Source organism: Nocardioides sp. Z21_20 (genome assembly GCF_059766585.1).
This window is the reverse complement of record NZ_JCBAJX010000003.1, coordinates 145,426-166,542: the sequence shown is the minus strand read 5'-3', so window position 1 is coordinate 166,542 and position 21,117 is coordinate 145,426. Positions and strand designations below refer to the sequence as shown.

The window sequence follows — 21,117 nt, the reverse complement described above, 5'->3', positions numbered from 1 at the left end:
GGGGCCGGGGCTATCGTTGACCTGTTCGAACACACGTTCGAGTCAGTCAGGGGTCGAGCCGACTGTCCAGGAGGCGGCCCCCCATGCCCGACCCGTTCCCGCACCTGCACGTGGCCTCCGGCTACTCCCTGCAGTACGGCGCGTCCCACCCGCACACGCTCGTCGAGCGGGCGGCCGAGCACGGGATGGACACCCTCGCGCTGACCGACCGGGACGGGACCTACGGCGCGGTGAAGTTCGCCAAGGCGTGCCTGGCCGGCGGGATCCGCCCCCTCCTGGGGGTGGATCTCGCCGTCGCCCCGCTGGACGCCCGCTGGGCGGGGCCGGGGGAGGAGGCGGCGCCGCCCACGCCCCTGCGGACCCCCGTGCGCGGCGGCGCCCACCGCGACCCCCGGCTGCCGCGGGTGACGCTCCTGGCCGTCGGCCGGTCCGGGTGGGCGCGGGTCTGCCGGCTGGTCTCGGCCACCCACCTGGCCGGCGAGCGGGGGAAGCCGGTGGCGACCCTCGACCTGCTCGCCCCCCACCTCGCCTCCGGTGAGGTGATGGTGCTGCTCGGGCCGGGCTCCGAGGTCGGCCGGGCGATCGCCAGTCGTCGCGACGACCTGGCGCTGCGGACCCTGGCCGCGTGGCAGGCGGTGGTGCCGCGCGAGAGCCTGCTCGTCGAGCTGGTCTCGCACCGGCTGCCCGCCGGCCGGGCCGGCTGGGGGCCGGGCAGCTCCCCGCACGCCGCCCGGATGGCCGGGGTGGCGCGCCGGGCGGGCGTGCCCACGGTGCTGTCCAACGCGGTGCGCTACGCCGATCGCCGCGACGCCCCGACCGTCGACGTCCTCGACGCCGCCCGACGGCTGGTCGCGCTGGACCGCCGCCACGTCGACCGGGTCAACGCCGAGGGGTTCCTCAAGTCCGGCAAGCAGATGGCCGAGGTCGCCGAGGAGGTGGTCCGCCTGGCCGGGCTGGGCAGCGACCCGGTGCGCGAGGCCCGCGCGCTGCTGGCCCGCACCCGCGCGGTGGCCGACCGCTGCGCCCTCGACCCGCGCGCCGACCTCGGGCTGGGCGAGGTGCACTTCCCGGAGTTCCGGCTGGCGTCCGCGGGAGCGGGCCTGGACCCGGCCGCGGCGAGCGCGGACGGGCTGCTGCGCGCGCGCTGCGAGGCGGCGATCGGCGCCCGCTACGGGTCGGCGCCGCGCCAGCGGATCTGGAAGCGCCTCGACGACGAGCTCGAGACGATCCGGCGGCTGGGCTACGCGTCGTACTTCCTGACCGTCGGCGACGTCACCGACCTGATCCGCGAGATGGGGGTGCGCTGCGCCGCCCGGGGGTCGGGCGCCGGCAGCCTGGTCAACTACCTGCTCGGGATCTCCGGCGTCGACCCGATCCGGCACGGCCTGCTGATGGAGCGCTTCCTCTCCCCGCTGCGCCGGGCGCTGCCCGACATCGACGTCGACGTCGAGTCCGCGCGCCGGCTCGAGGTCTACGAGGCGATCCTGGCGCGGTACGGCGGGGAGCGCTGCGTGTGCGTGTCGATGATGGACACCTACCGCGTGCGCCACGCCGTACGCGACGTCGGGGCGGCCCTGGGCATGCCGCCGGCGGAGACCGACGCGATCGCCAAGGCGTTCCCGCACATCCGGGCCCGCGACGCGCGGGCGGCGCTGCGCGAGCTGCCCGAGCTGCGCGCCAGCGGGCTGGGGCAGGAGCGCCTGGACCTGCTCTTCGGTCTCGTCGAGCGCCTCGACGGGCTGCCGCGCCACGTCGCGGTGCATCCGTGCGGGGTGCTGCTCTCGGACGCGACCCTGCTCGACCGGACGCCGGTGGAGGCGAGCTTCGCCGGCTTCCCGATGAGCCAGTTCGACAAGGACGACGTCGAGGACCTCGGCCTGCTCAAGCTCGACGTGCTCGGCATCCGGATGCAGTCCGCGATGGCCCATGCGGTGGCCGAGATCAAGCGGGTGGACGACCGGGAGGTCGACCTCGACGACGAGCGGCAGGTGCCCTTCGACGACCCGGTCACCTACGACCTGATCAGCTCGGCGAAGACCCTCGGCGTCTTCCAGATCGAGTCGCCCGGCCAGCGCGAGCTGGTCGGCAAGTCCGGGATCGAGTGCTTCGAGGACGTCATCACCGACATCTCGCTGTTCCGGCCCGGGCCGGTCAAGAGCGACATGATCCGGCCCTACCTCGAGGCCAAGCAGGGCTGGCGGGCGGCGTCGTACCTGCACGACGACCTGCGCCCGATCCTGGGACAGACCCGCGGCGTGGTGGTCTTCCACGAGCAGGTCATCGAGATGATCGCGCTCTTCGCCGGGATCGGCTACGCCGAGGCCGACGAGCGGCGCCGGGCGCTGGGGGACCCCGAGGGGATGGCCGACACCCGGCTCTGGTTCTTCCCGCGGGCCCTGGCCCGCGGCTACCCGCTGGCGGTGGTGGAGCGGGTCTGGGAGGTGCTGGCGTCCTTCGCGTCGTTCGGGTTCTGCAAGGCGCACGCGGCGGCGTTCGCGCTGCCGACCTTCCAGTCGGCGTGGCTCAAGGCGCACTGGCCGGCGCACTTCCTGGCCGGCGTGCTGACCCACGACCCGGGGATGTACCCCAAGCGGTTGATCCTCGACGACGCCCGCCAGCTCGGGATCACCGTCCTCGGCCTCGACGTGCAGGCCAGCGACCGGGCCTACACGGTGGAGCGGATCGGGGCCGGGCCCGCCGGCCCAGACGGGCAGGCCGAGCAGGGCGGGGACGGCGAGCCGGCCGGGTACGGCATCCGGCTCGCGCTCGCGGAGGTGAAGGGGATCAGCGAGGCGGAGGTCGGCCGGATCGTCGCGGCCCGGCCCTACCACTCGCTCGCCGACCTGTGGCACCGCGCGCGGCCCTCGCGGCCGGTCCTCGAGCGGCTGGTGCTCGCGGGCGCCCTCGACTCGGTCTACGGGATCGGCGTCGGCGAGGGCGCGAGCGGCGCGGGAGCCGGCGAGGTGCACCGGCGCGGCCGGATCACCCGACGCGACCTGCTGCTGCAGGTGGCCGAGCTCGAGCGGCAGGACCGGGCGCTGGCGCGCTCGACGCGCGGACGCCGCCGGCCGGTGGCGGCCGGGCACGCCGTCGGGGTGCGCGACCTCGCGGCCGCCCAGTCCCGGGCGACCCGGGCGCCGGACCCGGTCTCGTCGGTGCAGCTGACCCTCGAGCTGGGGGACGCGCCGGGGGAGGGGGAGCCCAGCGGCCTGCCCGAGATGAGCCCCGAGGAGCGGATGCGCGCCGAGCTGGAGGTGCTCGGGCTGGACGCCAGCCGGCACGTGATGGACACCTACGCCGCCTTCCTCGACGAGCTCGAGGTGGTGCGCAGCAAGGATCTGCTGACCCGGCGCAGCCGCAGCGAGATCCTGGTGGCCGGGGTCAAGGTGGCCACCCAGACCCCGCCGATCCGCTCCGGGCGGCGGGTGGTCTTCCTGACCGTCGACGACTCCACCGGCCCGGTCGACGCGACGTTCTTCGAGGACGCCCAGGGGCCCTACGCGAGGACGGTCTTCCACTCCTGGCTGCTCCTCGTGCGCGGCGAGCTGCGCCGTACCGGCCGGCGGGGCGTCTCGCTGCGGGCCACCGGGTGCTGGGAGCTGCCCGAGCTGTTCGGGCTGTGGCAGGCGGCGCCGACGTCCGCGCAGGGGATCGAGGCGGTGCGGGCGGCGATGGCGGTCACCCCCGCCGGGTCGGGGGAGGCGCCCGGTCCGCGGCGGGTGCTGGTCCACTCCAGCGGGTTCACGATGTCTCCCTACGCCGACATCAAGCCGGCCGGCGAGGAGACCAGGAACGTCGCCCGCAAGCTGTGGCACCGCAGCCCCGGGAGTCCCGGATGAGCACACTAGGGTGGTGCCCATGCCAGTCAGCGGGCCCGCGATGGGATCAGCCAGCGAACGACGCAGCGCCGCACGTACGGCGGTCGTGTGGGAGGCACTGGGAGACGTGCTGCCCGACCTCCGTGACGATGGCTCCGGTGCGGGTGGCTCCGGTGCGCTCGACGTGCTCGACATCGGGGGCGGCACCGGAGGGTTCGCGGTCGGCGTCGCCGGCCTCGGGCACCGGGTCGCCGTGGTGGACCCCAGCCCCGACGCCCTGGCCGCCCTCACCCGCCGGGCTGCCGAGAGCGGTGTGGCCGACCGGATCACCGGCCAGCAGGGCGACCTCTCGGCGCTGCTCGACGTGCGTGCGCCCGCCAGCGCCGACGTGGTGCTGTGCCACGGGGTCCTGGAGTACGTCGACGACCCGGCCGCGGCGCTCGGCATCCTCACCTCGGTGCTGCGTCCCGGCGGGGTGCTCAGCCTCCTGGTCGCCCAGCGGCACGCCGCCGTCGTGGCTCGGGCGATGGCCGGCCACTTCCAGCAGGCCCACGCGCTGCTCGACGAGACCGAGGCGACCGGCCGCTCGGGACGGCGCTTCACCCACGACGAGATCGTGCCGCTGCTCGTCTCCGCCGGCTTCGACGTCACCGGCGTGCACGGCGTACGCGTGTTCGCCGACCTCGTTCCCGGCTCCCTGCTCGACCTCGAGCCGGGTGCGGCCCAGTCGCTGGTCGACCTCGAGCAGGCCGTCGCCGGCCGTCCCGAGTTCTTCCCCCTCGCCGCTCAGCTGCACCTGCTCGCCCGCCGCTGAGGCCGGCGTACGGAGGGCGCCGTTTGGTCACAGACGGCGTCTCCGCGGGCCTTCCGGTCACCGTTTGGTCCCCAACGGCAGGCCTGGGCGCGCCCCCGGAGGCCCCCGATGACCGACCCCTCGACCGACTGCCCGGTGCTCCACGTCGACATGGACGCCTTCTACGCCTCGGTCGCGACGCGGGACCGGCCGGAGCTGGCCGAGGTCCCGGTCATCGTGGGAGGTGGGCACCGCGGGGTGGTGCTGTCGGCCAACTACCTCGCCCGCGAGTACGGCGTGCGCTCGGCGCTGCCGATGACCCGCGCCCGGCGGCTGTGCCCGCAGGCGGTGGTGATCGCGCCGGACTTCGAGCTGTTCGGGCGGGTGTCGTCGTCGGTGATGGAGAACTTCCGGCGGGTCACGCCGTTGGTGGAGACGCTCTCCCTCGACGAGGGCTTCCTCGACGTGCGGGGGAGCACCCGCCGGTTGGGCTCGCCCCTGCAGATCGCCGAGCAGCTGCGGGCCACGATCCACGACGAGCAGGGCATCACCTGCTCGGTCGGCGTCGCGGCCTCACCCTCGGTGGCCAAGATCGCGAGCCGCCGGGCCAAGCCGGACGGGGTGGTGGTGGTCCCGCCCGCGACGCTCACCTCGTTCCTGCACCCCCTCGACGTCGGAGAGCTGTGGGGGGTGGGGGAGAAGACCCGCGCGCAGCTGCACCGGCTGGGCCTCTTCACGGTGGGGGACATCGCCCACACCCCCGTGCGCACGCTGCAGCGGGCGGTGGGGGCGGCCACCGGGAGCCACCTGCACGAGCTCGCCTGGGGCACGGACCGGCGCACGATCACGCCGCGGCGCGGTGACGAGGACCCCGAGCGCAGCATGGGTGCCGACGAGACCTTCGCCCGCGACACCGACGACCGGGAGGTGATCGTGCGCGAGGTGCTCCGGCTGTCGGCGAAGGTGGCCGGGCGCATGCGCGGCGCCGAGGTGGCCGGCCGGACGGTCACCCTGCGGGTCCGGTTCGCCGACTTCACCACGATCACCCGCTCGCGCACCCTCTCCGAGCACACCGACGTCACCCAGGAGATCTACCGCACCGCCACCCGCCTGTACGACGCGCTCGGCCTGCAGCGGGCCAGGATCCGGCTGGTCGGGGTCCGGGTGGAGGGGCTGGTGCCCCGCGGTGAGGTCCAGCGCCAGCTCGTCCTGGGGGAGCGTGAGCGCGGCTGGTCCGAAGCCGACCGTGCGGTGGATCGTGCGACCCGTCGGTTCGGGCCCGCCGCGGTCCGTCCCGCCAGCCTGTTGTCATGAATTTCCGACGCCGCGCTACCGCCGTGCCCACCCCCTGCCTAGACTGTCCGAAGACGCCGTGGCGTCGTCGAATGACCCACAGCGCGGATTGATCCGGGGAGGAATCGTGCCGCTCTCGGAAGAGGAGCTCCGACTGCTCGAGCAGATGGAGCGTGCCCTGGTCGAAGAGGACCCCAAGTTCGCGTCGACACTGCGGGGCAGCTCGCTGCGCCATGCCGCTCGACGTCGAGCGATCCTGGCGGGAGTCGGCTTCGTGGCCGGCATCGCGGTGCTGATGGCCGGGGCCATCCTCCAGGTCACTCCGCTGGGCATCGTCGGCTTCGTCATCATGCTCGCGGCGGCCACCATCGGCGTGTCCGCGCTGCGCCAACGACCTGCCGCCGAGCCCATGGGCATGACGGTCCAGGAGGGGCGTCACGGGTTCACCGTCATCGAGGGCGGTCGCTCCCGACGCCGGGGGCGTTCCTCGTCGCGTGGCTCCGGCTCCTTCATGGAGCGCATGGAGGAGCGGTGGCGCCGTCGCCGCGAGCGGGGCTTCTGACCGGCTCCGCCCGGTCCACCGACTACCGGCAGATCGACTACCGGTAGACGCCCGGTCCACCGACTACCGGTAGACCCCCGCCGGCGTCTCCTCGTCACGCTCGTGGCGGTGGTCGCCCCCGCCGCGACCGTCGTACCGGTCCTCGCGCTCGAAGACCGAGCGCGGCCACCAGGTGGACTGCAGCCGGCTCGACCGGCCGGCCCCGGCCGCGAGCGACTCTGCACACCGCTCGGTGTCGCGACGCAGCGAGGCGCCGTCCACCGGGGCGGCCGCGCGGGCGTAACGGTGACGCTCGACCGCCTGCGTGAGCCGGTCCAACGCCCCGGCCGCGTCCGGCGCGGCCTCGGGCCCCCGGCGGGGACCCACCTGCGCCACCTGCGCCACCTGCGCGTCGGAGGGCGCGGGGACCGGGGCCAGCCACTGCGCCACCACGTCCCGGGTGGCGCGCGGAGACAGGCCCTCGGGCCACGGCAGGCGCAGGTCGAGCGCGCCGGCCCGCAGCTCGGTCCAGGCCGCGTCGGGGTCGCCGGCCTCCCAGCGCCGTGTGCGACGTACCCGGCGCAGGCCACGGGGCACCAGCAGCAGGACCGCCGTCAGCACCGTCGCGCCGATGCCGAGCACCGCCGCCCACGGGAAGCCCGCATCGGCCTCCGCGCTGGTCCCGACCTCGGGGAGCGGGGCATCGTCCGGCGCGGTCCGCGCCGAGGGCACCGGGCCGGGCGCCGAGCTCTCGGTGGGTGAGGGCTGCGTGGAGGGCTCGGGGGCGGAGGGGACCTCCTGGCGGGTGTACTCGGGGACGCTGGTGGCGCGGGTGGGGGGAGTGGGCTCGAAGCGCACCCAGCCGGCGCCGGGGAAGTAGAGCTCGGGCCAGGCGTGCATGTCCCAGCTGCTGTAGCGCCAGGTGCCCGGACCGATCTTGTCGGGCAGCAGGAAGCCGACGGCGACCCGGGCCGGGATGTCGAGGGCGCGCGCCATCACGGCCATGGCGGAGGCGAACTGCTCGCAGTAGCCCACCCGGCCGCCGTCGGCGGAGAGGAAGGCCTCCAGGGCGCTTCCCCCGTTGCCCGGCTCGGCGCGCTCGAGGGAGTAGGTGAAGCCGCCGTGGAGGCGGAACCAGCTCTGCAGGGCCACGGCCTTCTCGAAGCGGGTCCGGGCCTCGCGGGTCACGCTGTCGGCCAGGGAGGTGACCGTCTCGGGGAGGTCGGAGGGCAGATCGGTGAAGGTGTCGTCGACATCGTCGGCCCCGCCCGGAGCGGCGGCCAGGTCGCCGGCCTCGAGGCCGAGCTCGAGCGCGGTGGCGCTGTAGGTCAGCCGGCTGGTGTCCAGGCCGTCCTCGCTGGCGAGGAAGTCCATGGTGTCGAGGTCGTACTTCCAGGCGCCCTGGGCGGTGACCCGGCCGGCGAGCGGCGGGGTCGGCAGCCACGCCGAGCGGAACTCGTCCTCGACGCGGAAGTCGTAGTCGATCTCCCGGCGGGGCACCGAGGGGTCGACCCCGGCGGGGCCCGGCAGCTCGCCGTCCGCGCGCTGCTCGTCGGGGAGACTGCGGGTGCCGGAGGTCCAGGCTTCGCTGCTGAAGTTCGTGAGCACCGAGATGCGCAGGTACTGCGGTGCCGGGTCCGTGGTCTCGACCGTGATCAGTGGGACGTCGCCACCGCGCAGCAGGTCGCGGCGCAGGTCGGTCATCGGGTTCTCGAGCTTGATCTCGTCGTCGTCGCCGCCGCCCGGGCCCTGCCCCAGCACCGACAGCGAGAGCGTGGGGATCGCGAGGGGGACGGTCAGGGCGAGGACCGTGGCGATCGCCCCGATCAGCGTCGCGCTGGCCCGCAGCGGGGGACTGTCGACCACCGTCGGACGGGCCTGGTCCAGGGCGAGGTCGCCGCTGCCCCCGTGCGCGACCGGACGCCCCCAGCGGCCGATCTGCTCGCTGCCCTGCACGTAGAGCAGGGCGAGGAAGCCGACCGCCACCGCGACGAAGACCCACCAGTCGACCGAGTCGCCGAGGACGTTGAGCGGCAGCGAGTACGCACAGAGCAGGGGGAGCCCGGCCAGCGGCACCCGGCGCAGCGTGCAGGCCAGGAAGTCGACCAGCACGATGCAGACCAGGCCGGCGAGCATCAGCAGCGGGTGGATTCCGGCGACGTTGGCGGGCACCGGAGCCGCGTAGCGTCCGGCCGCGTCCACGGCTGCGCGCAGCGCCGCCTCCGCGTCGGCGAGGGCGGTGGGCGTGGGCAGGATCGAGCCGGTCAGCTCGCCGAGCAGGAGCACCGCCCCCAGCGCCAGCTGGGCGAGGAGCACGAGGACCGCGGGCAGCCGCAGCCGCCGCGCCAGGACACCGGTGAGCGTGATCAGCAGGCCGGCCATCACCAGCGGGACCAGGAAGTCGCCCGCGCGCTCGGTGAGGCCGCGCCAGGACAGGAGCGTGAGCCAGGTGGTGGCGAGCGCGACCAGTCCCATCACCAGCGCCGGGGGGCGCGAGCGCCCGGCGCTCATGGGGTCGCTCCCGTGCCCGCCGGCGAGACCAGGCGTCGGCCCAGCTCCTCCCAGACCGTCGGCAGCCGGTCGCGTGGCCCCAGGCGCGCCGCGCGCCAGCCCTGCTGGCCGAGCATCTCCGCGGACCGGGACAGGGGACCTGGCGAGGGGGACGGACCGGCCTGGGGTGCACCCGAGGGACGCCCGGGATCCCAGGCGTCGACGTCGAGGGTGAGCGCCATCGCCGAGCCGCCGTGGTGGCGCATCCGGCGCAGCACCGGCAGGTCGGAGCCGTCGAGGGCGCCCAGCACCGCCACCACCATCCCGTGCTGGGTGGTCTCCAGCAGCCAGCCGCTGTCGATGCGGTCCAGGGCGACCAGCGGGACCACCGCCAGCGCCTGCAGCAGCGGACCCGTCTCGAGGTCGACGTCGTGGGCGTGCCACCCGGTGCTGGGCTCCTCCCCGGCGGCGGTGACCAGGCGTACGGCGAAGCCGCGCCGCGCCATGTGGACCGCGATCGAGGCGGCGGCCGACACGGCGGTCTCGAAGGAGCTGGCCAGGCCGCGGCCCCGGTGGGCGCGGTGCCGGTTGTCCAGGAAGATCGTGGCGCGCGACTGCCAGGGCTGCTCCTCGCGGCGCACCATCAGCTCGCCCACCCGTGCCGAGCTGCGCCAGTGCACGCGCCGCAGGTCGTCGCCGAGCCGGTACTCGCGCACCGTCACGTCCTCGGCGCTGCCGGTGTTGAAGGAGCGCGGCCGGTTGTCGCCCGAGCCCGTCCAGGTGCCGCCCAGCGCGATGGCCGGCAGTGCCACGGTCCGCGGGGTCACGGTCAGCTCCGAGGTGGAGTGGAAGGAGCGTCCGAGCTCGACGAGGCCGAAGGGGTCGCTGACCCGCACCGACATCGGGCCGATCTCGTAGTGGCCGCGCACCTCGGAGCGCACCTGGTAGGTCACCTCGCGGTGCCACCCGCGCCCGACGCCCTCCAGCACGAAGCGAGGCCGGGTGCCCAGGACGTAGGGGACCTGGTCCTCCAGCAGCAGCGCCCCCTGAGGCGTGCGCCCGTCGTTGCGCAGCCCCAGCCGCACCACGGCCGGTTGTCCGGCGGGAACGAGCTCGGGCTGGACCGAACGGCGCAGCGAGAGCTGGTAGTGACCGCGGGCGAGGACCAGGCAGGTGACCAGCGGCAGGGCCATCACCAGCACGCCGACCCGGGTCAGCGCCGGCTGGCCCAGGGCGATGGCGCAGCCCACGGCAGTGGCGCCGGCGGCGAGGAACGAGCGCCCGCGCACGGTCAGCCCGCTCAGCGCGGTGCGGACGGTGGCGAGGGGCGGGTACCTCATCGGGTCTCCCTGGCTCAGGCGCCGCCGGTGGGCGGTGCCCCGACGGGGACGGGCACCGACGCCACGACGGAGTCGAGGATCGCGGCCGCGCTGCGCCCGCTCATGGCTGCCTCGACGCTCGGCATCAGCCGGTGTGCGAGGACGGGGGAGGCGAGCGCGGTGAGGTCGTCGGGCACCACGTAGTCGCGTCCGTGCATCGCGGCCCGCGCCTTCGCGGCCCGCACCAGGTGCAGGGTGGCGCGCGGAGAGGCGCCCAGCGTCAGCTCGCGCGAGCGCCGGGTCGCGGTGGTGAGGGCGACGGCGTAGCGCTGCACCGGCTCGGCGACGTACACCTGCGCGACGATGCTGATCAGCTTGCGCACCTCCGCCGCGTCGGTGACCGGCTCGAGGTCGTCGAGCGGGTTGCTCCCGGTGTGCGAGGAGAGCATCGCGATCTCCGCGCTCTCCACCGGGTAGCCCACCGAGAGCCGCGCCATGAATCGGTCCCGCTGCGCCTCCGGCAGGGCGTAGGTGCCCTCCATCTCGATGGGGTTCTGGGTGGCGATCACGATGAACGGCGTGTCGAGCTGGAACGTGGTGCCGTCGACGGTGACCTGGCGCTCCTCCATGCACTCGAGCAGCGCGGACTGCGTCTTGGGGGAGGCGCGGTTGATCTCGTCGCCGACCACCACGTTGGCGAAGATGCCGCCGGGGCGGAACTCGAACTCGCGGGTGTCCTGGTTGAAGATCGACACCCCGGTGACGTCCGAGGGCAGCAGATCGGGTGTGAACTGGATGCGCCGCACGGAGCAGTCGATGCTGCGGGCCAGGGCCTTGCTCAGCATCGTCTTGCCCACCCCGGGCACGTCCTCGATCAGCAGGTGCCCCTCGGCGAGGAGCACGACGAGCGCTGCGGTGACCACCTCGGGCTTGCCCTCGATGACCCGCTCGACGTTGGCCCGGACTCGGCCGGTCACCCGGGCCAGGGTCTCCAGGTCGGCGCTCTCCGGTGTCGCTGCAACCACGTGCGCTCCCTCCCCGTCCTCACGGCCCGGGGCCACGCCCGCACCTGCGCCCACGGTAGGCGGTGGCGGCAACCTACCCGCCCGTCCCCACCATCCGCCCCACTTCGCTCCACCCGGTTGCGCCACCAGCGCCGGATTCTCCCCACCGGCGCTCCACCCGAGGCCGGACCGGCCGGTGCGCACCCGGTCGAAGCCGCGCTGACCTGGGCAGACGCACATTCTGCCAGGGCTGGCCCCCGGTCGGCACCCCTCAGTCGGCGACCGGGCGGTCGCCCCGCCGACGGCCCCGACGGGCGGAAATCCGCCTCGAAACACGGTCGGAATGGTTGACGGTGGGGAAGGGTGGAGTATGGTGGAGCGCAGTGGAGGAAGAAGTGCTGACCTGTGGAGGTGGCCGATGTTCTTCGGCACCTACACACCGAAGCTCGACGACAAGGGACGGCTGTTCCTTCCGGCGAAGTTCAGGGAGGAACTGGCGGAGGGACTCGTGGTGACTCGTGGTCAGGAGCGGTGTCTGACGATCTGGTCGATGGAGGACTTCGGTCGTCTGACCGAGCGGCTCCGGGAGGCTCCGGTCACCAACAAGGGAACGCGGGACTACGTCCGGATGCTGTTCGCCGCCGCCTCGCAGGAGGTGCCGGACAAGCAGGGCCGGATCTCCATCCCGTCGGTACTGCGGGACTACGCCTCGCTCACCAAGGACGTGATGGTGATCGGCGCGATGAACCGGATCGAGATCTGGGACCCGGGCTCGTGGGAGACGTACTCGCAGGAGCAGGAGCAGAAGTTCGCCGAGCTCAGCGACGAGGTCTTCCCGGGGATCTGATCCCCACCAGCACAGCAACAAGCAGCACAGCAGTTAGCAGCACCGCAGTTAGCAGCACAGCAGCACCGCAGGACAAGAGAAGAACGAACTCGCAGGACGAGGTCTCGTGCCCGCTCCGACGGCGCCATCTGGGGCAACTTCCCCGGCTCCAGAGGGCCACTTCCCAATCCGGGGAGCGGGCAGGGACCTGGTCAGGCGAGTTCGTTCGTTCCACGTCCGGCACCAGCAGGACCAGCAGGACCAGCAGTGCCCATGAGGGGCAGGGAGCGCAGCAACGTCGTGGGGGTCGAGACCATGGGCATGACACCGGTGCAGGTGACGCCCGGCTCACGCCGGGTGCGCCACCAGGCGCGTGAGGCACTCGCGGTGATGGCGTTCAGCGCGGTGACCTCGCTGGTCCTCGCCGTCGCCCTGATGCTCGCGCTGAGCCTGGGGCGCTAGGTCCGACGATGAGTGATCCCCGACACGTCCCGGTCCTGCTCGACCGGGTCGTCGCCCTGCTGGCACCCGCGCTCGAGCGCGAGGGGGCCGTCCTCCTCGACTGCACCCTCGGCCTCGGCGGTCACAGCGAGGCGGTGCTGACCCGGATCCCCGGCGCCCGGGTCGTCGGCATCGACCGCGACCCGCAGGCCCTGGCGCTCGCCGGCGAGCGGCTGGCTCCCTTCGGGGACCGCTTCACCGGGGTGCACGCGGTCTACGACGAGATCCCCGCGGTCCTCGACGACCTCGCTCTGCGCACCGTCGACGCGGTGCTCTTCGACCTCGGCGTCTCCTCGATGCAGCTCGACGTGGCCGAGCGCGGCTTCGCCTACCGGGTGGACGCCCCGCTGGACATGCGGATGGACGGCAGCACCGGCCCGACCGCCGCCGACGTGCTCAACACCTACGACGCCCGCGAGCTGACCCGCGTCCTGCGCGAGTACGGCGAGGAGAAGTTCGCCTCGAAGATCGCCCGGGCGGTGGTGCGCGAGCGCGAGAAGGAGCCGTTCACGACCTCGGGGCGCCTCGTCGAGCTGCTCTACGCCGAGATCCCGGCCCCCGCCCGCCGTACCGGAGGGCACCCGGCGAAGCGGACCTTCCAGGCGCTGCGGATGGAGGTCAACGACGAGCTCGCCGTGCTGCGCCGCGCGCTGCCGGCCGCGATCGCCGCGATCGGCGTGGGCGGCCGGGTGGTGGTGGAGAGCTACCACTCCCTGGAGGACCGGATGGTCAAGCAGGCCTTCACCGAGGCCACCCGCAGCACCGTGCCGGTCGACATGCCGTTCGTGCCCGAGGGGATGGAGCCGGCGCTGCGCCTGGTCACCCGGGGCGCGGAGAAGGCCGACGAGCACGAGATCGCCGAGAACCCCCGTGCCGCCAGCGTCCGTCTGCGCGCCCTTGAACGCGTCCGTCCCACCGAAGGGGTCACCCGATGAGCAGCACGGCACCGCAGCCTCGTCCCCGCTCGACGCAGAGCGCCCTTCCCCGACTGGCGGGAGCGGGCCTGGAGCGCGCCCGGCTGAGCGTCGTCCCCGGGACCCGGCCGCAGGTCACCCGGGCGCCGTTCGTCGCCCTGGTGACGCTGTTGCTGCTCGGTGGCGTCGTCGGGCTGCTGCTGTTCAACACCTCGCTGCAGCAGAACTCCTTCGCCGCGACCGCGCTGGAGGCCCAGGCCAAGTCGCTGAGCGCGCGCCAGCAGACGCTGCAGATGGAGCTCGAGGAGCTGCGCAACCCCCAGCGGGTGGCCCGTGAGGCGCGTGGGCTGGGGATGGTGCTGGGGGCCTCGCCCACCTTCCTGCGGCTCGAGGACGCCGAGGTGATCGGTGCCGCGCCGGAGCCCGCCGCACCCGGCTCCGACGTCCGCATCGAGCCCCGCCCGCCGGTCAAGCCCTCCGTGCTCAACCCGCCGGTCCGGGTGGTCGAGGTGCCGGCGCCCGCGCCGGCCACCGAGCTGCCCACCGACGACACCCCGCGCGCCGGCGAGCGCGCCAAGCCGAAGTTCCGGGCGGACACGGCCCCGCGTTGAGCCGATCGGGCCCTCGCTGCCGGTAGAAATGGAGCGGCGGCGCACAGACCCCTGCGCCCCCGCTCGCCCCCGAACCAGACACGGAGACCCCGTTGCCAGCACCGCGCCCCCGGCCCACCGGCCGACCGACCGGATCCCGTGCCCCGCGCGGGAGGATGCGCCGCGGCTCGGCGCTGTTCCGGCTGCGGATCGGGTTCGTGCTGATCGCCATGGTGCTGTCGGTCTTCGGCGCGCGGCTGGTGCAGCTGCAGGGACTCGACCCGAAGGCGTACGCGGAGATGGCGGCGCAGGCCAACACCAAGGAGGTCACGCTGCCGGCGGATCGCGGGGCGATCCTGGACCGCAACGGCGTCGCGCTGGCCAGCTCGGTCGACGGCGTGATGATCATCGCCGACCCGATGCTGACCGCCGAGCACGCCCCCGAGCTGGCCAAGCTGCTCTCCACCCGCCTCGACGCCCGCTACGACGTCGACTACATCGACGTGCTCGAGAAGCTCCGCGCCGAGGGCCGACGCTACGAGTACGTCGCGCGCCGCATCCCCTCCGCGCTCGCCGAGGAGGTGCTCGAGGAGGCCGAGGAGCTGGGCTACCTGGGGCTGAGCACCGAGCGCGACCCGCTGCGCGACTACCCCAACGACGACGTGGCCGCCAACCTGGTGGGGTTCATGGGCACCGACGAGCCGCTGGCCGGGCTGGAGCTCACCTTCGACCACCTGCTGGCCGGCAAGGACGGCTCCACCCAGTTCGAGGGCGCCGGCGGCAACCGGCTGCCGCTGGGGGAGAGCAGCACCGTCGAGCCGGTCGACGGCACCGACCTCAAGCTGACCATCGACCGTGACGTGCAGTGGTACGTCCAGCGGGTGCTCCGCCAGACCGTGGAGGACTCCGGCGGCGAGTCCGGCGTGGCGATCGTGATGGACAGCCGCACCGGCGAGCTGATCGCGCTGGCCGACCACCCGACGTTCGACGCGAACTCGTGGCTGCTGGTGGACAAGGAGGACCGCGGCTCGCGCGCCGTCAGCGACGTCTACGAGCCCGGCTCGGTCGAGAAGGTGCTGACCGTGGCGGCGCTGCTGGACGCCGGGCGGGTCACCCCCCGGACCCGGATCGCGGTGCCCAGCCGGATCCCCAGCGGGGACCGCACCATCGGGGACTACTGGGAGCACGGTCCGCTGCGGCTGACCCTGGCCGGCACCCTGGCGAAGTCCTCCAACATCGGCACCGTCCTGGCCGCGGACAAGCTGAGCGCCGAGGAGCTGCACGGCTACCTGCGCGACTTCGGGCTCGGCCAGCGCACCGACGTCGGCATCCGCGGCGAGTCGGCCGGCATCCTGTCCGACGGGAGCCGCTGGGACGAGATGACCAAGGACCGGATCGCGTTCGGGCAGTCGATGTCGGTCAACGCCCTGCAGATGGTGACCGCGGTGAACACCGTGGCCAACAAGGGCGTCCGGGTCTCCCCGAGCCTGATCCAGGGCACGGCGACCACCGAGGACGGCGTGGAGGTGGGCTCGGGCACCACGCGCGCCGAGCGGGTGATCAGCGCCCGGGCCGCGACCCAGACCGCCCAGATGATGGAGCTGGTGCTCGACCCCGAGGACGGGGTGGCCCCGGGAGCGGCCGTGGACGGCTACCGGGTGGCCGGCAAGACCGGGACCGCCCAGCGTGTCGACGAGGAGTGCCAGTGCTACCGGCCGGGGGACAACACGGTGTCGTTCGCCGGCTTCGCCCCTGCCGACAAGCCCCGGTTCACCGTCTACGTGATGATCCAGAGCCCCAGCAACGGCGGCGGCGGCGGCTCGGTGGCGGGCCCGGCGTTCTCCAAGATCATGGGCCACGCGCTGCGGCGCTACGGTGTCCCGCCGACCGGGTCGCGAGCGCCCAGGCTGCCGGTGGAGTGGTGAGCCCAACGGGTAATCTCGCGCCGTGGTGAACCCAGCCTCCGACTCTGCCCCTGCCCACCCGATCAAGCCCTCCGGCCCCTCGGTCCGACCGCTCGACGTACGCCCGATCGCCCTGGCCGACCTGACCGCCTGGCTGGGGGAGCGCTCGGTCGTCGTCCGCGCCGAGAACGTCGCGGACGCGCTGGTGACCGGGATCTGCCTGGGCTCGCAGCGGGTCCAGGCCGGTGACCTGTACGCAGCGCTGCCGGGGGCGCGGGTGCACGGCGCCGCGTTCACCGCAGACGCGCTCGAGGCCGGTGCGGTCGCGGTGCTCACCGACGAGGCGGGTGCCGCGCAGGTCCCCGCGGGCGTGCCCCTGCTGGTGGTGGACAGCCCGCGCTCGGTCCTCGGCGCACTGGCCTCGCACGTGTACGGCGAGCCCACCGAGAGCCTGCGGATGATCGCGGTGACCGGGACCCAGGGCAAGACCACCACCACCCGGCTTGCCGAGTCGGGGCTGCAGCGCGCCGGAGTCCCGGCCGGGGTCGTCGGCACGGTCGGCACCCGCGTGGCGGGGCAGGACGTCCCCACCTCGCTGACCACGCCCGAGGCCCCCGACCTGCACGGCCTCTTCGCGATGATGCGCGAGCGCGGCGTGACGGCCTGCGCGATGGAGGTCTCCAGCCACGCGCTGGTGATGGGGCGCGTCGACGGCATCGTCTTCGACGTCGCGGTCTTCACCAACCTCGGCCGCGACCACCTCGACTTCCACGCCGACGTGGAGGACTACTACCGCGCCAAGGCCTCGCTCTTCACGCCGCAGCGGGCCCGGCGCGCCCTGGTCAACCTCGACGACGCCCACGGCCGGCGACTGGCCCGCGAGGCCCGGATCCCGGTGCGCACCTTCTCGCTGAGAGACCCCGCGGCAGATTGGCGCGCGGTCGACGTCGAGCTGGCCGCCGACGGCTCCCGGTTCACCGTCGAGGGCCCGGACGGGGTCCGGGTGGCCGCCGGGGTGCCCCTGCCCGGCGACTTCAACGTCGCCAACGCGCTGGCCGCGGTGGCCGCGTGCGCCGAGGCCGGCTTCGACCCGGGCGAGATCGCCGCCGGCATCGCCGAGGGCGCCGGCGTCCCCGGACGGCTGGAGCGGATCGACGCGGGCCAGGACTTCGAGGTGGTCGTCGACTACGCGCACAAGCCGGACGCCGTCGAGGCGACGCTGGCCACCCTGCGCCCGCTCACCGAGGGACGGCTGATCGTGGTGCTCGGGGCCGGTGGCGACCGCGACCCCGGCAAGAGGCAGCTGATGGGGGAGATCGCGGCCCGGCTGGCCGACGTCCTGGTGGTGACCGACGACAACCCGCGCGGCGAGGACCCCGCCGCGATCCGGGCGGCGGTGCTGGCCGGCGCGTCCGGACCCGGCGAGGTGCTGGAGATCGGCGACCGGCGCGCCGCGATCCGCGAGGCGCTGCGCCTGGCGGTGGCCGGCGACATCGTGCTGATCGCCGGCAAGGGCCACGAGACCGGCCAGGAGGTGGGCCAGGTGGTCCACGACTTCGACGACCGGGTGGTCGTGCGCGAGGAGCTGGTCGCGCGATGATCGCGATGTCCCTGACCGAGATCGCCGACGCGGTGGGCGGCGCGGTCCACGACGCCGGCAGCGCCGACGTCGTGGTGCACGGACCGGCGTTCGTGGACAGCCGGCGGGTGGAGCCCGGCGGGCTCTTCGTCGCCGTGCCCGGCGAGCAGGTGGACGGCCACGACTACGCGCGTGCCGCGGTCGGGGCCGGGGCCGCGGCGGTGCTCGGCACCCGCGCGACCGGAGTGCCGACGGTGGTCGTCGAGGACGCCGTGCTCGCCCTGGGGCGGCTGGCGCGCCACGTGCGCGAGCGCCTCACCGGCACCACCGTGCTGGCGCTGACCGGCAGCCAGGGCAAGACCGGCACCAAGGACTACCTCGCCCAGCTGCTGGCGACCCAGGGCCCCACGGTGGCCACCGCCGGCAACTTCAACAACGAGATCGGCGTGCCGCTCACGGTCCTGCGTGCGACGCCGGAGACGGCGTACCTGGTCGTGGAGATGGGGGCGCGCGGCCTCGGCCACATCGCCTACCTGTGCGACATCGCCCGCCCCAGCATCGCCGCGGTGCTCAACATCGGCTCCGCCCACCTCGGCGAGTTCGGCACGCGCGAGCGGATCGCGCAGGCCAAGGGGGAGATCCTCGAGGCGCTGCCCGCCGACGGGGTGGCGGTGATCAACGCCGACGACGACCTCGGCGCCGCGATGGCACCGCGCACCCGGGCCCGGGTGCTGCGCTTCGGGCGCGCCGCCGACGCCGACCTCAGCTGGTACGACGAGGAGGTCGACGACCTCGACCGCCCCGGCGCCGACTTCGTGCTGCGCACCGAGCGGCCCGAGCGCCGGATCCGCCAGCACCTGCGGCAGTCGGGCGCCTTCCAGCTGCACAACGCCGCCGCAGCGCTGGCGATGGCGGTGGCGGCGGGGATGGAGTTCTCGGCCGCGGTGTCCGCCCTGGGCGACGTCGTGGCCACCTCGCGGTGGCGGATGGAGGTGCACGAGCGCAGCGACACCACGGTCGTGCTCAACGACGCCTACAACGCCAACCCGGCCGCGATGCGCGCGGCGCTGTCCGCGCTGTCCTCGATCGGCCGGCGGCGCGGACGGCGCACGGTCGCGGTGCTGGGGGAGATGCGCGAGCTGGGGCCGGGTGCTGCCGCGGCCCACGCCGAGGTCGGCGCGGACGCGGCGCACGCGGGTGTCGACGTGCTGGTGGTCGTCGGCGAGGAGGCACGCGCCATCGCCGACGGCGCCCGGGACGTGCCTGGCTGGGGCGGCGTGGCCATCGTCACCACGTCACGTGACGAAGCGATCCGATGGGTGGGCGAGAATGTCTCGCCGGGCGACGTGGTGCTCGTCAAGGCCTCGCGCGGCGTGGGCCTCGAGCACGTCGCACAAGCACTTCTGGAACAAGGGAGCAATCCACGATGAGAGCGATCCTGCTCGGCGGCGGCCTGGCGCTGATCATCTCTCTTCTCGGCACGCGGGTCGCGATCACCGTGCTGTCACGCAAGGGCTATGGCCAGGAGATCCGCGACGACGGCCCCACCAGCCACCACACCAAACGCGGCACCCCCACCATGGGTGGCCTGGTGATCATCCTGGCGACGGTGGTGAGCTACTTCCTCGCCAAGCTGATCACCTACCCGGCGAACAAGGAGCTGCCCTCGGCGTCCGCGCTGCTGCTGCTTTTCCTATTCGTGGGGCTCGGCCTGGTCGGCTTCCTCGACGACTTCATCAAGATCTACAAGCAGCGCAGCCTCGGGCTGCGCAGCAAGGCGAAGATGATCGGGCAGACCCTGATCGCGGTCGTCTTCGCGCTGCTGGCCCTCTCCCCGTGGATGGAGGACGAGCGGGGCCGGACCCCGGCGTCGAACCACATCTCGTTCATCCGCGACATCGACTGGCTGGGTCTGCCGCTGATCCTCGCGGTGCTGCTGATCTGGCTGATCATCGCCGGGACCAGCAACGCGGTGAACCTCACCGACGGACTCGACGGACTGGCCACCGGAGCCTGCGCGATGGTGTTCGCGGCCTACACGCTGGTGAACATCTGGCAGTTCAACCAGGCGTGCGGCATCGAGCCGGGCCCGACCTGCTACGAGGTGCGCGACCCGCTGGACCTCGCCGTGGTCGCCGCCTCGATCACCGGTGCCTGCTTCGGCTTCCTGTGGTGGAACGCCTCCCCGGCCCAGATCTTCATGGGCGACACTGGCTCGCTCTCGCTGGGCGGGGCCCTGGCCGGACTCGCCATCCTGACCCGCACCGAACTGCTGCTGGTGATCCTGGGCGGCCTGTTCATCATCGAGACCCTCTCGGTGATGATCCAGGTGGGCTACTTCAAGCTCTCCAAGGGGCGGCGCGTCTTCCGGATGGCGCCGCTGCACCACCACTTCGAGATGCTCGGCTGGGAGCAGGTGACGGTCGTCATCCGGTTCTGGATCATCACCGGCATCTGCGTCGTCGCCGGGCTCGGCATCTTCTACACCCAATGGGTGGCCAGCACGTGACGCCCGCCGAGGTCGATGCGCTCGGGCGCACCAGCCGCTGGTCCGGGGTCCGGGTCGTCGTCGCCGGCTTCGGGCGCGACGGGTTCGCCTGCGCCGACAACCTCAACCATCTCGGCGCGGACGTGCTCGCCCTCGACGAGACCGCGGGGGAGGACCGCGCGGAGCCGGCCGAGCTGCTCGAGGTGCTCGGCGCCCGGGTCCGCCTGGGCGAGGGTGCGGCCGACGCGCTGCCCGAGGACACCGACCTGCTCGTGGTGACTCCGGGCTGGCACCGCGAGGGCCCGCTGCTGGAGCAGGCCCGCGCCCGCGGCGTGCCGGTCTGGGGTGAGGTCGAGCTGGCCTGGCGGCTGCGCGATCCCGCGCACCACACCCCCTGGCTGGTGGCCGCCGGCGACGGGGACACCGAGCCGGTCGTGGAGATGCTCGCCTCGATCCTGCGCGCCAGCGGCCGGCGCACCGACGTCGTCGGCGTCTCCGGTCTGCCGGTCGTGGAGGCGGTGATGGACACCGAGCGCTACGACGCCCTGGTGGTCCGCCTGGACGCCACCCGGTTGCGCCACTGCCGCTCGATGAGCGCGCAGGCGGCGGTGGTCCTCGGGGCCCACGACGGCGTCGAGGACCTGGCCCGCGCCTACGAGAACGTGCAGGTGGCCTGCGTGTACGACGCGGCCGACCCGGACGTGGAGATGCTGGTGCGCGAGGCGGACGTCGTGGAGGGCGCCCGTGCCGTCGGCTGCACCCTGGGGATGCCCGCGGTGGGGATGCTCGGGCTGGTCGAGGACATCCTCGCCGACCGCGCGTTCATCGAGGCGCGCCACACCAGCGCCGCCGAGCTGTGCACGGTCGGGGACCTCCCCGACGGCGAGCCCCGCACGGTGGCCGCGGCGCTGAGCGCCGCGGCGCTGGCCCGTGCCCACGGCGTCGCGCGCGGCGCCGTACGCGACGGGCTGCGCGGGTACGTCCCGCCCCACCGGGAAGGGTGACCCTGCTCGCCCTTGCGGCGACACGCGCCGGATGTCCCGGTCATCGGCGCGAC

Annotated in this window: 16 protein-coding genes; 13 read left to right on the top strand and 3 right to left on the bottom strand. The window is 73.9% G+C overall.

The genetic code is table 11. The features are described from left to right. Positions 1-83: 83 nt before the first annotated feature. The 4 genes from AC6EH9_RS07260 to AC6EH9_RS07245 all read left to right on the top strand — a co-directional run bounded on the left by AC6EH9_RS07260 (position 84) and on the right by AC6EH9_RS07245 (position 6,466). Positions 84-3,839, top strand: a complete 3,756-nt coding sequence (locus AC6EH9_RS07260) for a DNA polymerase III subunit alpha (protein WP_498421837.1) — start codon at positions 84-86, stop codon at positions 3,837-3,839. A 19-nt stretch (positions 3,840-3,858) separates the two neighbouring features. Further along, positions 3,859-4,632 (top strand): methyltransferase, encoded by a 774-nt coding sequence (locus AC6EH9_RS07255; RefSeq protein ID WP_498421836.1) that lies wholly within the window; start codon positions 3,859-3,861, stop codon positions 4,630-4,632. A 108-nt stretch (positions 4,633-4,740) separates the two neighbouring features. Next, entirely contained in the window at positions 4,741-5,925 is a 1,185-nt protein-coding gene (gene dinB, locus AC6EH9_RS07250; protein WP_498421835.1) for a DNA polymerase IV, read from the top strand. A 106-nt stretch (positions 5,926-6,031) separates the two neighbouring features. After that, a complete protein-coding gene (locus tag AC6EH9_RS07245) occupies positions 6,032-6,466 on the top strand; it encodes an SCO2097 family morphological protein (RefSeq protein WP_498421834.1) in 435 nt (144 codons plus the stop codon). A 63-nt stretch (positions 6,467-6,529) separates the two neighbouring features. Here the strand turns inward: AC6EH9_RS07245 and AC6EH9_RS07240 are convergent, their stop codons facing one another. The 3 genes from AC6EH9_RS07240 to AC6EH9_RS07230 are packed head-to-tail and all read right to left on the bottom strand — an operon-like array spanning position 6,530 to position 11,279. After that, positions 6,530-8,956: a transglutaminase TgpA family protein gene (locus tag AC6EH9_RS07240; protein WP_498421833.1), complete on the bottom strand. Its 2,427-nt coding sequence runs from the start codon at positions 8,954-8,956 to the stop codon at positions 6,530-6,532. Then, positions 8,953-10,275, bottom strand: coding sequence for a DUF58 domain-containing protein (locus AC6EH9_RS07235; RefSeq protein WP_498421832.1), 1,323 nt, complete (start codon positions 10,273-10,275; stop codon positions 8,953-8,955). The genes AC6EH9_RS07240 and AC6EH9_RS07235 overlap by 4 nt, the downstream gene beginning before the upstream one ends. A 14-nt stretch (positions 10,276-10,289) precedes the next feature. Beyond that, positions 10,290-11,279: an AAA family ATPase gene (locus AC6EH9_RS07230; RefSeq protein ID WP_498421831.1), complete on the bottom strand. Its 990-nt coding sequence runs from the start codon at positions 11,277-11,279 to the stop codon at positions 10,290-10,292. Between the two features lie 397 nt (positions 11,280-11,676). Between AC6EH9_RS07230 and mraZ the strand changes: the two genes are divergently transcribed. The 9 genes from mraZ (at position 11,677) to AC6EH9_RS07185 (ending at position 21,064) form a co-directional block, all read left to right on the top strand. Beyond that, positions 11,677-12,105 (top strand): division/cell wall cluster transcriptional repressor MraZ, encoded by a 429-nt coding sequence (mraZ, locus tag AC6EH9_RS07225; protein ID WP_498421830.1) that lies wholly within the window; start codon positions 11,677-11,679, stop codon positions 12,103-12,105. Positions 12,106-12,357: 252 nt separating this feature from the next. After that, on the top strand, positions 12,358-12,546 hold the full coding sequence (locus AC6EH9_RS07220) for a hypothetical protein (RefSeq protein ID WP_498421829.1): 189 nt from the start codon (positions 12,358-12,360) through the stop codon (positions 12,544-12,546). 8 nt (positions 12,547-12,554) lie between these two features. Beyond that, a complete protein-coding gene (gene rsmH / locus AC6EH9_RS07215) occupies positions 12,555-13,520 on the top strand; it encodes a 16S rRNA (cytosine(1402)-N(4))-methyltransferase RsmH (protein ID WP_498421828.1) in 966 nt (321 codons plus the stop codon). After that, positions 13,517-14,110 carry a cell division protein FtsL gene (gene ftsL, locus AC6EH9_RS07210; protein WP_498421827.1) on the top strand — a complete coding sequence of 198 codons (594 nt, stop codon included), beginning with the start codon at positions 13,517-13,519 and terminating at the stop codon, positions 14,108-14,110. Before rsmH ends, ftsL begins: the two co-directional genes overlap by 4 nt. A gap of 155 nt (positions 14,111-14,265) precedes the next feature. Beyond that, the gene (locus AC6EH9_RS07205) at positions 14,266-16,014 is read left to right on the top strand and encodes a peptidoglycan D,D-transpeptidase FtsI family protein (protein WP_498421826.1); all 1,749 of its coding nucleotides are present in this window, start codon (positions 14,266-14,268) and stop codon (positions 16,012-16,014) included. A gap of 25 nt (positions 16,015-16,039) precedes the next feature. Continuing rightward, positions 16,040-17,593, top strand: a complete 1,554-nt coding sequence (locus AC6EH9_RS07200) for a UDP-N-acetylmuramoyl-L-alanyl-D-glutamate--2,6-diaminopimelate ligase (RefSeq protein ID WP_498422258.1) — start codon at positions 16,040-16,042, stop codon at positions 17,591-17,593. After that, complete coding sequence (locus tag AC6EH9_RS07195; protein WP_498421825.1) at positions 17,590-19,002, top strand: UDP-N-acetylmuramoyl-tripeptide--D-alanyl-D-alanine ligase; 1,413 nt, start codon at positions 17,590-17,592, stop codon at positions 19,000-19,002. The genes AC6EH9_RS07200 and AC6EH9_RS07195 overlap by 4 nt, the downstream gene beginning before the upstream one ends. Then, on the top strand, positions 18,999-20,081 hold the full coding sequence (gene mraY / locus AC6EH9_RS07190; protein WP_498421824.1) for a phospho-N-acetylmuramoyl-pentapeptide-transferase: 1,083 nt from the start codon (positions 18,999-19,001) through the stop codon (positions 20,079-20,081). The genes AC6EH9_RS07195 and mraY overlap by 4 nt, the downstream gene beginning before the upstream one ends. Beyond that, positions 20,063-21,064, top strand: a complete 1,002-nt coding sequence (locus AC6EH9_RS07185; RefSeq protein WP_498421823.1) for a Mur ligase family protein — start codon at positions 20,063-20,065, stop codon at positions 21,062-21,064. The genes mraY and AC6EH9_RS07185 overlap by 19 nt, the downstream gene beginning before the upstream one ends. Positions 21,065-21,117: the final 53 nt, after the last annotated feature.

Coding starts and splice junctions, on each gene's coding strand:
- mraZ (WP_498421830.1), top strand. CDS start 11,677: ATGTTCTTCGGCACCTACACACCGAAGCTCGACGACAAGGGACGGCTG.
- mraY (WP_498421824.1), top strand. CDS start 18,999: ATGAGAGCGATCCTGCTCGGCGGCGGCCTGGCGCTGATCATCTCTCTT.
- AC6EH9_RS07255 (WP_498421836.1), top strand. CDS start 3,859: ATGCCAGTCAGCGGGCCCGCGATGGGATCAGCCAGCGAACGACGCAGC.
- dinB (WP_498421835.1), top strand. CDS start 4,741: ATGACCGACCCCTCGACCGACTGCCCGGTGCTCCACGTCGACATGGAC.
- AC6EH9_RS07185 (WP_498421823.1), top strand. CDS start 20,063: ATGGGTGGCCAGCACGTGACGCCCGCCGAGGTCGATGCGCTCGGGCGC.
- AC6EH9_RS07195 (WP_498421825.1), top strand. CDS start 17,590: ATGATCGCGATGTCCCTGACCGAGATCGCCGACGCGGTGGGCGGCGCG.
- AC6EH9_RS07235 (WP_498421832.1), bottom strand. CDS start 10,275: ATGAGGTACCCGCCCCTCGCCACCGTCCGCACCGCGCTGAGCGGGCTG.
- ftsL (WP_498421827.1), top strand. CDS start 13,517: ATGAGCAGCACGGCACCGCAGCCTCGTCCCCGCTCGACGCAGAGCGCC.
- AC6EH9_RS07260 (WP_498421837.1), top strand. CDS start 84: ATGCCCGACCCGTTCCCGCACCTGCACGTGGCCTCCGGCTACTCCCTG.
- AC6EH9_RS07240 (WP_498421833.1), bottom strand. CDS start 8,956: ATGAGCGCCGGGCGCTCGCGCCCCCCGGCGCTGGTGATGGGACTGGTC.
- AC6EH9_RS07220 (WP_498421829.1), top strand. CDS start 12,358: ATGAGGGGCAGGGAGCGCAGCAACGTCGTGGGGGTCGAGACCATGGGC.
- rsmH (WP_498421828.1), top strand. CDS start 12,555: ATGAGTGATCCCCGACACGTCCCGGTCCTGCTCGACCGGGTCGTCGCC.
- AC6EH9_RS07205 (WP_498421826.1), top strand. CDS start 14,266: ATGCGCCGCGGCTCGGCGCTGTTCCGGCTGCGGATCGGGTTCGTGCTG.